The sequence below is a fragment of the Ruegeria sp. G5 genome (genome assembly GCF_056533365.1).
In genome coordinates, this window is record NZ_JBQFOK010000014.1 from 1 (window position 1) to 13018 (window position 13018).

The window sequence follows — 13018 nt, forward strand, 5'->3', positions numbered from 1 at the left end:
TGGTCATGCCTGGCGACAACGTGTCGTTCGGCGTTGAGCTGATCGCACCGATCGCGATGGAAAACGGTCTGCGCTTCGCGATCCGCGAAGGCGGCCGCACCGTCGGCGCCGGCGTTGTGTCGAAAATCATCGAGTAATCGGCGACGGTGCTGAGATTATTCGTCGAATAATCTCGGACCCAACCGGTTGAACTAAAGAAGGCCGTCCCACATGGGGCGGCCTTCTTTCATTTCCAGGCGGATGTGGCTCGTATACATCTAACTTTCAGCATGCATTCGTTGCTTCTCAAGAAAGTGCACAATTCATTTCGTTTCATTTGTTCCATTAAGCATGCGATCAACCTCGTCAAATCGTATGGCAGCGCCTGATCTGCCTGGTAGCGTCGCGACATTCTGAAGATAGTTCAGATAAACTCCGCAATACTTAGGATCTCTCCAAGCGTCTGTGTACAGTGGTTCTAGCTCTAGATCAGTTGCGCCGTCGTCCTTTATTCTCGTTATCAACCGATCGTAATCCTCATCGGTCGGCGGAATAGGTGCATCTGCCTCGTTGGATTCTGCCGCACGTGCATCAAGGAGGTGCGAGGTCATTGCTGCCATAAACTGATCGAGTTCTAAATATACGAGCGAAAGCTGATCATAACTAAGTTGAACCGCGCCATGACGCGCTACAAGTGAGCAAGTCGCTGGGTTCTCGAAAGTCTGTAGAAATCGGATACGAGCGCTTATGATGTCGGCTCTTTGCTTGTCTGAAAGTGCCTTCGAGTATTTTGCCAATCGCAGTCTGTATGCCAGCAACTCGCGGTCCAGTTTGTTTCGTACATCTTCGCTTGTTCGAAGACTCGATCTTACCTCGAAAAAGCGGTTGATGACGTAATCCAGATCTTCCGGAGCCTTTTCGTCAACGACTTGCCAGAACGTCGCCAGTTTACCACGCAGCATCAATTCACGCGTTTCGGGTGCGCCGACGGGTATATCTCGTATGTCTGCCATAGCTGTGCCGCTGCTACGAGCATCCGGAACATTCTCACTCGCGGCACCTCCACGAAGTAGCATGAAGACCGCCAGCGAAGCACAGATCGTAGCTGCACCAAAAGTAAAGAACTGCATTTTCATTGTGGCTGCTTCCAGAGTCTGCTTATTCTACCTATGGTGGAAGATGGTCTATGTGTCCTCAGATGTCGATGGGGGTTGCGCAACACTGGACTGGAGAAAACCCACCCAATACTCTCTTTCGCAGGGCAAGCATTTCCCCCTTGCCAAACCCCACCAACCCCACTAATACGCGCGGGTTCTCAACAAGAACGTCAAGGCGGGGTGATTCCCGCCTTTTGGGTTCGAAGAGGGTTGGCGATGCGCGTCTGTCCTCCTCTCAACCTCAACGCCTAAAAAAGGCTGTTAATATGCAAAGCCAAAACATCCGTATTCGGCTGAAGGCATTTGACTATCGCGTTCTGGATGCCAGCACGCAAGAGATCGTCAACACTGCCAAGCGGACCGGCGCGAACGTGCGCGGCCCGATCCCGCTGCCGAACAAGATTGAGAAGTTCACGGTTCTCCGTGGCCCTCACGTTGACAAGAAATCCCGCGACCAGTTCGAGATCCGCACGCATAAGCGTCTGCTCGACATCGTTGATCCGACCCCCCAGACCGTTGACGCGCTGATGAAGCTCGACCTCGCTGCTGGTGTGGACGTCGAGATCAAGTTGCAGTCGTAATCGGAGGGTATGAGAATGCGCTCTGGTATTATCGCAAAAAAAGTTGGCATGACCCGCCTGTTCATGGAAGACGGCAAGCAGATTCCTGTGACCGTTCTTCACCTGGACAACTTGCAGGTTGTTGCACAGCGCACCGCTGACAAAGACGGCTACACCGCCGTTCAGCTGGGCGCCGGTGCAGCCAAGGCAAAACGCACCTCGAAAGCCATGCGCGGGCACTATGCCGCTGCAAAGGTTGAGCCCAAGCGTAAGCTGGCCGAGTTCCGTGTCTCCGAAGATGGCCTGATCGATGTGGGCGCCGAGATTTCGGCAGAACACTTCCTGGAAGGTCAGAAGGTTGACGTTTCGGGCACCTCGATCGGTAAAGGCTTTGCCGGTGCTATGAAGCGTTGGAACTTTGGTGGTCTGCGCGCCTCGCACGGTGTTTCGATCAGCCACCGTTCGCACGGTTCGACCGGTCAGTGTCAGGACCCGGGCAAGGTGTTCAAAGGCAAGAAGATGGCCGGTCACATGGGTGCTGCCCGTGTAACCACCCAGAACCTGGAAGTCGTCAAAACCGACGCTGACCGGAACCTGGTCTTCATCAAAGGCGCCGTTCCCGGACCGAAATCGGGCTGGGTCACCGTCAAGGACGCCGTGAAGAAGAAAGCACCGGAAGGCCTGCCTTTCCCGGCTGCTGTGAAATCGGCTGCAACCGAAGCACCTGCGGAAGAAGCGCCCGCGGAAGGTGGTGAAGCATGAAACTTGATGTAATCAAACTGGACGGCGGTAAAGCCGGCGACATCGAGCTGAACGCCGATCTGTTCGGCCTTGAGCCGCGTGCGGACATCCTGCACCGTGTGGTCCGTTGGCAGCGCAACAACGCGCAGGCCGGCACCCACAAGGTCAAGACCCGCTCGGAAACCAGCTACTCGACCAAGAAGATCTATCGCCAGAAGGGCACCGGTGGCGCACGCCATGGTGACCGCAACGCGCCGATCTTCCGTGGTGGTGGTATCTACAAAGGCCCCGTCGTGCGTTCGCACGGCCACGACCTGCCCAAGAAGTTCCGCAAGCTTGGCCTGCGCCACGCTCTGTCGGCCAAAGCCAAGGCAGGTGAGCTGGTCGTGATCGAGAGTGCCGAAGCCGAAGGCAAGACCGCCGCTCTGGCCAAACAGGTTGCAAACCTGGGCTGGAAACGCGCTCTGGTCATCGACGGCGCGACCGTGAACGAAGGGTTCCTTAAAGCGTCCAAGAACATCGAAGGTCTGGATATCCTGCCGTCGATGGGCGCAAACGTCTATGACATCCTCAAGCGTGACACCCTGGTGCTCACCAAAGCGGCTGTCGAAGCACTGGAGGCTCGTCTGAAATGAGCGCGAAGGCAGAACATTACGACGTGATCCGCAAGCCGATCATCACCGAGAAGTCGACCATGGCGTCCGAAAACGGCGCGGTTGTCTTTGAAGTGGCGATCGACAGCAACAAACCGCAGATCAAAGAGGCCGTTGAGGCGCTGTTTGGTGTGAAGGTCAAAGCGGTGAACACCACCGTGACCAAAGGTAAGGTCAAGCGGTTCCGCGGCCAGCTGGGCCGTCGGAAAGACGTCAAAAAAGCATATGTGACCCTGGAAGAGGGTAACACCATCGACGTGAGCACCGGTCTCTGATCGAACCCGTCTTTGGAGAGAATGGCAGAACCCCCGCGAAAGCGGGGGTTTTTCTTTGCAGGCGACACTGAAAATTGAACGTGAAAAATACGTTCTGGCCAGAATTCGCTTGCTATGACCGGGGGGTAGTCTATCCGGGTTGAAACAAACAAAAACGACGTGGCAGGTGCATGGCGGAACCTTCTCTATTGAACCAGGACGGCGCGACGGCGGCGCGCGACTGGGTGTCGACGCTTGCCAAGTATCGCGAGCCGAACCAATGGCGCAGCCTGTTTGAGCTTGGCGTGAGCATTGTCCCCTTCTTCTTGCTATGGGCTTTGTCCTGGTGGTCGCTTTCTATCAGCTACTGGTTGGCGTTTGCGATTTCCGTTTTGAACGCGGGTTTTCTTTTGCGGTTATTCGCGATCCAACATGATTGCGGACATGGGGCGTTTTTCAAAAACCGCGCATTGAGCGACTGGGTGGGACGATTGATTGGCGTGCTTACCCTGACCCCTTATGACGTCTGGCGTCGTACGCATTCCACGCATCACAACAGCTCGGGCAATTTGGACAAGCGCGGGATGGGTGATGTTCACACCCTTACCGTGGCCGAATACCAGTCGATGTCACCAGCCAATCGCTTTTGGTACCGTGTCTACCGGCATCCGATTACGCTTTTTGGCTTTGGGCCCGGGTATCTTTTTCTGTTTCAGAACCGTCTGCCACTTGGCCTGACCGACAGTTTTAAGTTCTGGGTCAGCGCGATGGTCACCAACGCGGCTATTCTGGGTGCACTCATGGCCGTCTATTACTTTGACGGCATAATGCCGGTTTTGCTTGTATTCCTGCCTTCCACATTGATCGCCGCGACAGCTGGCGTTTGGCTGTTCTACGTGCAGCATCAGTTCGAGGACACACATTGGGACACAGACAGCAACTGGCAATTGCACGAAGCGGCATTGCATGGAAGCTCACATTACGTTCTGCCGAAAGTATTGAATTGGTTCAGTGCCAATATCGGAATTCATCATGTACATCATCTGTACAGCCGCATTCCGTTTTATCGCCTGCCAGAAGTGCTGCGGGATCACGATGAGCTGGCAAACAGCAACCAAATGACAATCCGCCAAAGCTTAGCCAACGCGAAACTCCATCTTTGGGATGAAAAGACCCGCCGGTTGCTGTCCTTCTCTGAAGCACGTGCTCTTTATGGCTGAAAAGCCAGTCATCGATCCGTGACCACGTGGGCTAGCAATTGCTTTGCCGTTTACGTGTAAAGTTGTGTCTAAGTCGGTTATCCCTGTTGAAAGCTTCGATAGTGGAGAGCCAATGACGGGCCAAAAATCAATAGAGCCGCAAATTCGCGAATTTGGCGAAACTAACGCAGGGCAGCAAGTACACAGCATTGACCTCGCGCGCGGGGGTCTCTCTGCCAGTGTGCTGACCTATGGTGCAGCGCTGCAGGATCTGAGATTGGCCGCCCATGCGCATCCGTTGGTACTGGGGTGGACGCATCTGCAAGGATATGAACGCAGCGCGTGCTATCTGGGCGTTCTGGCCGGGCGGGTGGCCAACCGGATCGCAGGTGGGACCTACCAATTAGGCGGCCAGACTTTCCACACCGATCGCAACTTTCTGGGTAAGCATACCTTGCACGGTGGTCGCGATGGAATGGACAGACAGGTTTGGGAAATCGTGGATTGCGCTGGCGACGCGGTGACACTGGGGCTCAGCCTGCCGGACGGGCATATGGGGTTTGAAGGGGATTTGGACACCACCGCGACCTTTCGAATTGAACCCGACGCCACGCTGAGTATTGAGATCAAAGCCCAAACCAAAACGCGCAGTCTTTGCAATGTGACACCGCATATCTATTTTAACCTTGATGGTTCGGGTGACATTTCACAGCACAGCCTGACAGTTCACGCTGATCATTATACGCCCGTGGACGATGAGGGTATCCCGACCGGAGAAGTAAGCGCGGTGGCGGATACACCGATGGGCCTCAGGTCACCGAGGCTATTGGGCCGACAGGGTTTCGATCACAATTACTGTGTGTCTGATCGCAGAGAGGATTGCCGGGAAATCGCGGTCTTAACGGGAGCGAAATCCGGGATATCGATGCATCTGGCAACGACCGAACCAGGGCTGCAAGTTTATTCAGGCGCTTATCTGGACGAAGATGGGGAGTGTCACACAGGCACATCTTATCGACCATTCGATGGGGTCGCCTTAGAGCCTCAGGTGTGGCCCGATGCCCCGAACCATCCGAATTTCCCCAGTGCTGTGCTGCATAAAGGTGAGGTGTATCACCACATCTCGAGATATTCGTTTCGACTTGGAAATTGAGAGGTCCAGAGGACTGACTTGCAAAACGATACTAGACAAGAGACTTCTGACCCAGCGGTCGTATCGGAGTGGAAGTATGATCGTACGGGAGCCGACATGATCCCCCGGCGTGCGTATCACCATCGACGTGTCCACCGGTCTCTGATCGGACCCGTCTTTGGAGTAAGATAAGGGCCCCCGCGCAAGCGGGGGTTTTTTGTGGGTTGTGCGACCTAAATTACATACAGGCACATTATGTTGGGTGGATAACGTGACGCAGGGCAATATAATGCTATATTAACTTGTTTCGGCGATGTTTTACGTGCTAAATTTGCTCTGCAAATGTCTAACGTTTGCAAATGGAGGGTATTTTGAAAGATAATTTTTACGCTCCCAAGGCGCTGGGTGCTTCCAAAGCTGGTGTCGAAAAATATGCAGAGGATTTGGCCAAAAAGATCGGTTTTGGCCCGGGAGATAGTATTGAGGAGCTCGTTCAGAAAAGTGGTGGCAAGCTTGTCGTTGGAACAAGTGGGTTCGGCGACGAAGATAGTGGTTCGATCGTCGCGCGAGCAGTCAATGATTTCGAGATATATGTTTCACGCCACACTTCTTTGAAGCGTGATCGATTTACGATTGCACACGAGTTGGGCCATCTTCTCCTACATTTTGGAGCAATTAAGAAGGTCAACGAAAACGCGGTTATGCGTGCAACTCGTTATGTAGACCAAAGTGATCAAGATCAGCAGAGAGCTGAATGGGAAGCAAATTGGTTCGCCGCAGCGTTCTTGATGCCTTCTGAGGAGTTTACGGAAGCTTATCGCTCAGGTGGAGCTTCAAATGCAGCATCGGTGTGTGGGGTGAGTCTGCATGCTGCAAAAATTCGTGCGGATAATCTAAAAATTTCCTAACCGAGAAAAGCAATGGAAGAACTATCTGTTCCCGATTATCGGGTTCGCCTCTTTTTGTCCGTAGACCTAACTGGGTCTACGGCCTTCAAGTCAAAGAATAACAGTTTCCGATGGCTTAAAGCGTTCCAGCTTTTTTATGATCAATTTCCGAGTTTGTACTCGGAGCACTTCACCGAAGTTTGTGGCGAAATCGACGGAATCGGTGCAGAGGAGAAAGAATGCCTGCCGCAAATCTGGAAGACAATCGGGGACGAAATCCTCTTTGTTAACCGCGTAGAGAGTGTCACGCATTTGGGTGCATATGTGACAGCATTTTCTCAGACACTTCACGCTTTTGGTGAAAAGGTGGCGGCCTACGAGGGTCTCAATACAAAAGGAAATGGCTGGATTGCGGCGTTCCCCAGCCCTAACTGTAGCATCGGTATTGGGAAAGGTGAGTCCGAAGATCCTTATGCTGGCTTGAATGAGCTTAGGACCGAGGGGTTCGAGAGGAAGGTTGATAAGAATCCGAGAGGTTTTGATTTCCTGGGTAAAGGAATTGACGGTGGTTTTCGCATTTCGCGCAATTCCACCGTAAATACGTTTACCATTTCTCCTGCTCTGGCTTTCCTGTTGGCGAAGGCCAAGGGAAACCCAGACGCAACGGGTTTTGAAGCAGACTTCAGGTTCCATGAAACACAGTCATTTAAAGGTGTTCTAGATGGCGAACCGTACCCAATCATTTCGATCAATACAGTTCGAAATCCCGGAGAGCGAGAGCTTCAAAGACTGGAAGCAGAGCTGTTGCAGCGGCCTGCGATTGTAGATGACTGCAAGGTTCTGAAGGAATATTTAGAGAAATTCATCGAGCTCAACAAAATTGAAATGCCGGTTCTAAAGCTAACCCATGCCGAGGGAGAACAACCAACGCCTAGCCATTACGATGACTACGTGAAGGAGTGGGAGGCGGAGAGAAAGAAAAGCGTGAGTGATGACGCTTCGTTTTCGGAAGATGGCAATTCGGAGTTAGACAAGGAAATTCCTTCGGTGGACAGCTCAATAGAGAAACTAGAGCCCCGGGATTAGAACTTCCACTATAGACACCCACCCCCAACACTGCTACACGCTCCCAATCTTGCGGCCTCGGATTCGTTCCGGGGCCTCTGATATTTGTAACCGGGGACCTTCGGGGCCCTATACCCTTGGCACCTACGGGGGCCTATCACATAGCAGGGAAACCCCCTGCACTTGCTAAACGGAAGACAGAAAGCATGGCACTCAAGTCGTACAAGCCGACGACGCCGGGCCAGCGCGGGCTGGTGCTGATCGACCGTTCGGAGCTTTGGAAAGGACGTCCGGTCAAGTCTCTCACTGAGGGTTTGACCAAATCGGGCGGCCGGAACAACACCGGACGGATCACTTCACGCCGCCGCGGCGGTGGCGCAAAGCGTCTCTACCGGATCGTTGACTTCAAACGGAACAAATTTGATGTCGCGGCAACCGTCGAGCGGATCGAATATGACCCGAACCGGACCGCATTCATCGCACTGGTAAAATACGAAGACGGCGAGCAGGCCTATATCCTGGCTCCGCAGCGTCTGGCTGTTGGTGATCAGGTCGTGGCATCCGCCAAAGCCGACATCAAGCCGGGCAACGCAATGCCGTTCTCGGGCATGCCCATCGGTACCATCGTCCACAACATCGAGATGAAGCCCGGCAAGGGCGGTCAGATCGCGCGTGCGGCTGGTACTTACGCTCAGTTCGTTGGTCGCGATGGCGGCTACGCTCAGATCCGTCTGAGTTCGGGCGAGCTGCGCATGGTCCGTCAGGAATGCATGGCCACCGTTGGTGCCGTGTCCAACCCCGACAACAGCAACCAAAACCTCGGTAAAGCCGGTCGTATGCGCCACAAGGGCGTTCGTCCGTCGGTTCGTGGTGTTGCAATGAACCCGATCGATCACCCGCACGGTGGTGGTGAAGGTCGTACCTCGGGTGGCCGTACACCGGTTACACCGTGGGGTAAGGACACCAAGGGTAAGCGTACCCGCAACAAGAACAAAGCGTCCCAGAAGCTGATCATCCGCTCGCGGCACGCCAAGAAGAAGGGACGTTAATCCATGTCTCGCTCTGTTTGGAAGGGTCCTTTCGTCGATGCTTACGTGCTGAAAAAAGCCGAAGCAGCGCGCGAGTCGGGCCGCAACGAAGTCATCAAAATCTGGTCGCGTCGTTCCACCATTCTGCCCCAGTTCGTGGGTCTGACCTTTGGTGTGTACAACGGCCAGAAGCATATCCCCGTAAACGTCTCGGAAGACATGATCGGTCAGAAGTTCGGTGAGTATTCGCCGACCCGCACCTATTATGGCCACGCCGCAGACAAAAAAGCGAAGCGGAAGTAAGTCATGGGCAAGGAAAAGAACCCCCGCCGCGTGGCTGAAAACGAAGCAATGGCGAAAACCCGCATGCTTCGCACCAGCCCGCAGAAACTGAACCTGGTTGCGCAAATGATCCGCGGCAAGAAAGTTGAGAAGGCTCTGACCGACCTGACTTTCAGCAACAAGCGTGTCGCGCAGGACGTCAAAAAGTGCCTGCAGTCCGCAATCGCGAATGCCGAAAACAACCACAACCTGGACGTTGACGAGCTGATCGTCGCCGAAGCATGGGTTGGCAAGAACCTGGTCATGAAGCGCGGTCGTCCGCGTGCCCGTGGCCGTTTCGGCAAGATCATGAAGCCGTTCTCGGAGATCACCATCAAGGTGCGTCAAGTTGAGGAGCAAGCCTAATGGGTCATAAAGTAAATCCGATCGGCATGCGCCTGCAGGTCAACCGCACCTGGGACAGCCGCTGGTACGCCGACACCAAGGACTACGGTGATCTTCTGCTGGAAGACCTCAAGATCCGTGAGTTCATCAACAAAGAGTGCAAGCAGGCCGGTGTTGCCCGTGTGATCATCGAACGTCCGCACAAGAAGTGCCGCGTTACGATCCACACAGCACGTCCCGGTGTCATCATCGGCAAGAAAGGTGCAGACATCGAAGTTCTGCGCAAAAAGCTTGCTCGCATGACCGACAGCGAACTGCACCTGAACATCGTCGAAGTACGCAAGCCCGAGCTTGACGCGCAGCTGGTTGCCGAGTCCATCGCTCAGCAGCTGGAACGTCGTGTTTCGTTCCGTCGCGCCATGAAGCGCTCTGTTCAGAACGCCATGCGCATGGGCGCCCTAGGTATCCGGGTGAACGTCGCTGGTCGTCTGGGCGGCGCCGAAATCGCACGGACCGAGTGGTACCGCGAAGGCCGCGTGCCTCTGCACACCCTGCGTGCCGACATCGATTACGCACATGCCGAAGCGATGACCCCTTACGGGATCATCGGGATCAAGGTCTGGATCTTCAAAGGTGAGATCATGGAGCACGATCCGCAGGCACGTGACCGTAAAGCACAGGAACTCCAGGACGGCCCTGCACCTCGTGGTGCTGGTGGCGGTCGTCGCTAAGGAGGGAAAGATATGCTTCAACCAAAGCGTACTAAATTCCGCAAGATGCACAAAGGCCGGATCAAGGGTCTCGCCAAGGGCGGCTCTGATCTGAACTTTGGCACCTACGGCCTGAAAGCTCTTGAGCCTGAGCGTGTAACTGCGCGTCAGATCGAAGCTGCACGTCGTGCCATGACGCGCCACATGAAGCGTCAGGGCCGTGTCTGGATCCGCATCTTCCCCGACACTCCGGTCACTGCAAAGCCGATCGAAGTTCGTATGGGTAAAGGTAAAGGTTCGGTCGACCGCTGGGCATGCAAAGTCAAGCCTGGCCGCGTGATGTTCGAGATCGACGGCGTCAATGACGACATCGCCCGCGAGGCCCTGCGCCTGGCCGCGATGAAGCTGCCGATCAAGACCCGCGTTGTGGTTCGCGAAGACTGGTAAGAAACTCGGGGGAAACCCCGGTTTGATAAAGGGCCCCCGGCGTGATCGCGCCGGGGGCCTTTGTTTTTTCAGGTTCAGGTCGTCTTAAGTTGGGTCGGGTTCGGCTGAACTGCGCGTTGCCAGGGTTTGCCACACCCATGCCAGGATCAGTGTCATCCCGACATGCGCAACAAACGAGGATTGGGTGTAGGCACCGAACCCCATCATGAAGCTGCGGCCAACCGTCGGCGCCAAGATGCCTTGCGCAACAAACCACAGCGCAATTCCTGCGATTGTGCCTGAAACGATATAGCCCAATCCGGTAACTTTCTTGGTGGCCCAGACAACCCCAGCAAAGCCAACAGCGCCGATGAGGAAATGTATCGCAAAAGCCATCCCGTATGGCAGGGCGAGGCCAGTGAACTTGGCGGTGAGCGCGATGACCAAATTGGCTGGCTGAAGCGTGACGCCAAACACAAGCGGCGATACCAGCCAGGCATAGAACTCAAAGGCAAGCTCGCCGATCAGCCCGGCAATGAGAAGGGGAATGACTAAGGGACGCTGGGGCAAGGGGAATAATCCGATAATGAGCAAACGTAAGCAGCAAGCGATCTATTCATCCGACCGTGGATTACCAGCGCGAAACAGGCTGAAATTAGCCCAAGTAACGCATGTCTGAAGTGCCCTTGCCTAATCTGAACCATTACTTAGGCTCTGCAGCAGATCTGAGGGAGGGTCCAATGGTTCAGCTACGCAAAAAGATGTTCATTAAGGAAGTCATAACAACCGACCAACTGGGCCAAGCGTGTGATCCGATCAGCCGGGTTGCTGCGCTCGCGGTGTTCCCAAATCCACTGGCCGGACGGTTCTCTGAGGATCTTTCAGAGTTGTTTGAGATTGGTGGTGCCCTGGGTCTTGAGCTGGCCGCCGAAGCAATTGCCCATTTGGAGGGTGCTCCGATTTCATACGGCAAGGCCGCAATTGTCGGCGTAAACGGTGATCTCGAGCAGGCAGGGGCGGTGATCCATCCCAAACTTGGTGCGCCCATGCGCGCCGCGGCCGGTGGCGGAGAGGCGGTGATACCCTCGAACGCCAAGCTGGGTGCGCCGGGCTGTGCGATTGATTTGCCGCTTGGGCATAAGGACAATCCGTGGTCGTTTGATCATTTCGACACGATGACGCTGAATATTCCGGACGCGCCCAAACCGGATGAGATCGTGCTGTGTCTCGCTTATGCCGATGGTGGCCGTCCAATCCCGCGCTGTGGCAAAGGGCCCGCCAAAAGCTAATCGGCTGGTCTTGCCGAAAACACTGCGGTATGCCCGGCCCATGGCACAGATTGAATCACTCTTCGTTACCCGTCTTTATCGCGCGTCTCTGTCCGAATTCGATCCCAAGATCGATGCGGAAGAGCTTGAAAGCTCGTGCCTTGTCATCGCCGAGGATGATGAGGCCGGGCAGGAATGGTGCGAGGAAAACGGCTATCCCGGCTATACCAGCTATGCTTCGTTGACCGACCTACCGTGGCGGTTTCCGATTTTTGCCGATCTGGTGACGGCACTGGACCAACACGTCGCGGCTTTTGCCAAGGATCTGGAGTTCGATCTGGGCGAGGGCGCGTTGAAGCTGGAAGACCTGTGGATCAACATCCTTCCCGAAGGCGGAATGCACTCAAGCCACCTGCACCCCCATAGTGTGATATCCGGCACGACCTACGTGGCGATGCCCGAAGGGGCGAGCGCGTTGAAACTGGAAGACCCGCGTTCGGGCCGCATGATGGCGGCGCCGACGCGGATCAAAGGCGGACGTCGAGATTTGCAGCCCTTCATCTATATGAAGCCGCAGGTTGGGGATGTTCTGCTGTGGGAAAGCTGGTTGCGACACGAGGTGCCGATGAACATGGCCGAGGACGAGCGGATCAGTGTCAGCTTTAACTACAAGTGGGAGTGAAGAGGGTCGCTATCTGTGCCTTTTAGCTCAATCCGCATTTTCTTTTGGACAACCGGACCGTCTTTCTCAATTGGCTTTCGGTTTTCCTGACGGACTGGCTTAGATTTTCCATTTCCTTCATCCGAGATTCACCAAAGTACATCGCTTCTGCCCAAAAAACGTATAGTTCCGGGGAAAGGTTCTGTTGTGCGACACCAGCCAGGCACATGCATTGATCAGAAGACATGCCGTTGAGGCGATTTTCAGCGCCAGCCTTCTTGCAGACATCTTGACTAGAAATGGCATCTGCTTGAGCAGCACTCGATATTAGGGCAAACGAAAGAGCGGAAATGAACGTCCTCATGGTAGTTGGTACTCAATTTGTTGACACAGATGTTATTGAGTAAATGCTCCGATAATGCCGCGCACAAGCTTAGCGTGAATTGAGTGAAGTTTTTCGCGTGCATCGTGGCTATTTGGTCGAGGGCGATCCAAGTCCAAACTTTCCCTTGCCACCCACCCCCTAAACCCTTATACGGCGGCATCCTGCGATCACCCGGCCGAGTCGGGGGATTCGCATGTCTATCATTCATCCACCAGGTCCAAGGTGACCCTGTCAGGGGGCCTTCTGG

Annotated in this window: 18 protein-coding genes; 16 read left to right on the forward strand and 2 right to left on the reverse strand. The window is 54.8% G+C overall.

The window, feature by feature from the left end:
- Window positions 1–137: EF-Tu C-terminal domain-related protein (locus ACR0BD_RS18525; RefSeq protein ID WP_480829390.1), on the forward strand; the 137-nt coding region annotated here is incomplete at its 5' end.
- A gap of 165 nt (window positions 138–302) precedes the next feature.
- Here the strand turns inward: ACR0BD_RS18525 and ACR0BD_RS18530 are convergent.
- Complete coding sequence (locus ACR0BD_RS18530) at window positions 303–1115, reverse strand: hypothetical protein (RefSeq protein WP_480832674.1); 813 nt, start codon at window positions 1113–1115, stop codon at window positions 303–305.
- Between the two features lie 287 nt (window positions 1116–1402).
- Between ACR0BD_RS18530 and rpsJ the strand changes: the two genes are divergently transcribed.
- The 13 genes from rpsJ (at window position 1403) to rplP (ending at window position 10478) form a co-directional block, all read left to right on the forward strand.
- Entirely contained in the window at window positions 1403–1717 is a 315-nt protein-coding gene (gene rpsJ / locus ACR0BD_RS18535; RefSeq protein ID WP_008756422.1) for a 30S ribosomal protein S10, read from the forward strand.
- A gap of 15 nt (window positions 1718–1732) precedes the next feature.
- Window positions 1733–2458: a 50S ribosomal protein L3 gene (rplC, locus tag ACR0BD_RS18540; RefSeq protein WP_008758167.1), complete on the forward strand. Its 726-nt coding sequence runs from the start codon at window positions 1733–1735 to the stop codon at window positions 2456–2458.
- Window positions 2455–3072: a 50S ribosomal protein L4 gene (rplD, locus tag ACR0BD_RS18545; protein WP_170429267.1), complete on the forward strand. Its 618-nt coding sequence runs from the start codon at window positions 2455–2457 to the stop codon at window positions 3070–3072. The genes rplC and rplD overlap by 4 nt, the downstream gene beginning before the upstream one ends.
- A complete protein-coding gene (locus ACR0BD_RS18550; RefSeq protein ID WP_008757532.1) occupies window positions 3069–3365 on the forward strand; it encodes a 50S ribosomal protein L23 in 297 nt (98 codons plus the stop codon). Before rplD ends, ACR0BD_RS18550 begins: the two co-directional genes overlap by 4 nt.
- A gap of 170 nt (window positions 3366–3535) precedes the next feature.
- Window positions 3536–4564: a fatty acid desaturase gene (locus ACR0BD_RS18555; protein WP_480832676.1), complete on the forward strand. Its 1029-nt coding sequence runs from the start codon at window positions 3536–3538 to the stop codon at window positions 4562–4564.
- A 112-nt stretch (window positions 4565–4676) separates the two neighbouring features.
- A complete protein-coding gene (locus tag ACR0BD_RS18560; protein WP_480832678.1) occupies window positions 4677–5696 on the forward strand; it encodes an aldose epimerase family protein in 1020 nt (339 codons plus the stop codon).
- A gap of 338 nt (window positions 5697–6034) precedes the next feature.
- Complete coding sequence (locus tag ACR0BD_RS18565; RefSeq protein WP_480756074.1) at window positions 6035–6583, forward strand: ImmA/IrrE family metallo-endopeptidase; 549 nt, start codon at window positions 6035–6037, stop codon at window positions 6581–6583.
- 12 nt (window positions 6584–6595) lie between these two features.
- Window positions 6596–7648, forward strand: coding sequence for a hypothetical protein (locus ACR0BD_RS18570; RefSeq protein WP_480832680.1), 1053 nt, complete (start codon window positions 6596–6598; stop codon window positions 7646–7648).
- 185 nt (window positions 7649–7833) lie between these two features.
- Complete coding sequence (gene rplB, locus ACR0BD_RS18575; RefSeq protein ID WP_480699734.1) at window positions 7834–8676, forward strand: 50S ribosomal protein L2; 843 nt, start codon at window positions 7834–7836, stop codon at window positions 8674–8676.
- Between the two features lie 3 nt (window positions 8677–8679).
- Entirely contained in the window at window positions 8680–8958 is a 279-nt protein-coding gene (gene rpsS, locus ACR0BD_RS18580) for a 30S ribosomal protein S19 (RefSeq protein WP_005980699.1), read from the forward strand.
- A gap of 3 nt (window positions 8959–8961) precedes the next feature.
- On the forward strand, window positions 8962–9342 hold the full coding sequence (rplV, locus tag ACR0BD_RS18585) for a 50S ribosomal protein L22 (RefSeq protein WP_039538267.1): 381 nt from the start codon (window positions 8962–8964) through the stop codon (window positions 9340–9342).
- Complete coding sequence (rpsC, locus tag ACR0BD_RS18590) at window positions 9342–10052, forward strand: 30S ribosomal protein S3 (protein ID WP_008758042.1); 711 nt, start codon at window positions 9342–9344, stop codon at window positions 10050–10052. Before rplV ends, rpsC begins: the two co-directional genes overlap by 1 nt.
- Window positions 10053–10064: 12 nt before the next feature.
- The gene (rplP, locus tag ACR0BD_RS18595; RefSeq protein ID WP_058283513.1) at window positions 10065–10478 is read left to right on the forward strand and encodes a 50S ribosomal protein L16; all 414 of its coding nucleotides are present in this window, start codon (window positions 10065–10067) and stop codon (window positions 10476–10478) included.
- 84 nt (window positions 10479–10562) lie between these two features.
- Here the strand turns inward: rplP and ACR0BD_RS18600 are convergent, their stop codons facing one another.
- Window positions 10563–11027, reverse strand: a complete 465-nt coding sequence (locus ACR0BD_RS18600) for a hypothetical protein (RefSeq protein WP_480832682.1) — start codon at window positions 11025–11027, stop codon at window positions 10563–10565.
- Between the two features lie 170 nt (window positions 11028–11197).
- Between ACR0BD_RS18600 and ACR0BD_RS18605 the strand changes: the two genes are divergently transcribed.
- Complete coding sequence (locus ACR0BD_RS18605) at window positions 11198–11746, forward strand: amino acid synthesis family protein (RefSeq protein WP_480832684.1); 549 nt, start codon at window positions 11198–11200, stop codon at window positions 11744–11746.
- Between the two features lie 40 nt (window positions 11747–11786).
- The gene (locus ACR0BD_RS18610; RefSeq protein ID WP_480832686.1) at window positions 11787–12407 is read left to right on the forward strand and encodes a 2OG-Fe(II) oxygenase family protein; all 621 of its coding nucleotides are present in this window, start codon (window positions 11787–11789) and stop codon (window positions 12405–12407) included.
- The last annotated feature ends 611 nt before the right edge of the window (window positions 12408–13018 follow it).

Coding starts and splice junctions, on each gene's coding strand:
- ACR0BD_RS18530 (WP_480832674.1), bottom strand. CDS start 1,115: ATGAAAATGCAGTTCTTTACTTTTGGTGCAGCTACGATCTGTGCTTCG.
- rpsJ (WP_008756422.1), top strand. CDS start 1,403: ATGCAAAGCCAAAACATCCGTATTCGGCTGAAGGCATTTGACTATCGC.
- rplC (WP_008758167.1), top strand. CDS start 1,733: ATGCGCTCTGGTATTATCGCAAAAAAAGTTGGCATGACCCGCCTGTTC.
- rplD (WP_170429267.1), top strand. CDS start 2,455: ATGAAACTTGATGTAATCAAACTGGACGGCGGTAAAGCCGGCGACATC.
- ACR0BD_RS18550 (WP_008757532.1), top strand. CDS start 3,069: ATGAGCGCGAAGGCAGAACATTACGACGTGATCCGCAAGCCGATCATC.
- ACR0BD_RS18555 (WP_480832676.1), top strand. CDS start 3,536: ATGGCGGAACCTTCTCTATTGAACCAGGACGGCGCGACGGCGGCGCGC.
- ACR0BD_RS18560 (WP_480832678.1), top strand. CDS start 4,677: ATGACGGGCCAAAAATCAATAGAGCCGCAAATTCGCGAATTTGGCGAA.
- ACR0BD_RS18565 (WP_480756074.1), top strand. CDS start 6,035: ATGGAGGGTATTTTGAAAGATAATTTTTACGCTCCCAAGGCGCTGGGT.
- ACR0BD_RS18570 (WP_480832680.1), top strand. CDS start 6,596: ATGGAAGAACTATCTGTTCCCGATTATCGGGTTCGCCTCTTTTTGTCC.
- rplB (WP_480699734.1), top strand. CDS start 7,834: ATGGCACTCAAGTCGTACAAGCCGACGACGCCGGGCCAGCGCGGGCTG.
- rpsS (WP_005980699.1), top strand. CDS start 8,680: ATGTCTCGCTCTGTTTGGAAGGGTCCTTTCGTCGATGCTTACGTGCTG.
- rplV (WP_039538267.1), top strand. CDS start 8,962: ATGGGCAAGGAAAAGAACCCCCGCCGCGTGGCTGAAAACGAAGCAATG.
- rpsC (WP_008758042.1), top strand. CDS start 9,342: ATGGGTCATAAAGTAAATCCGATCGGCATGCGCCTGCAGGTCAACCGC.
- rplP (WP_058283513.1), top strand. CDS start 10,065: ATGCTTCAACCAAAGCGTACTAAATTCCGCAAGATGCACAAAGGCCGG.
- ACR0BD_RS18605 (WP_480832684.1), top strand. CDS start 11,198: ATGGTTCAGCTACGCAAAAAGATGTTCATTAAGGAAGTCATAACAACC.
- ACR0BD_RS18610 (WP_480832686.1), top strand. CDS start 11,787: ATGGCACAGATTGAATCACTCTTCGTTACCCGTCTTTATCGCGCGTCT.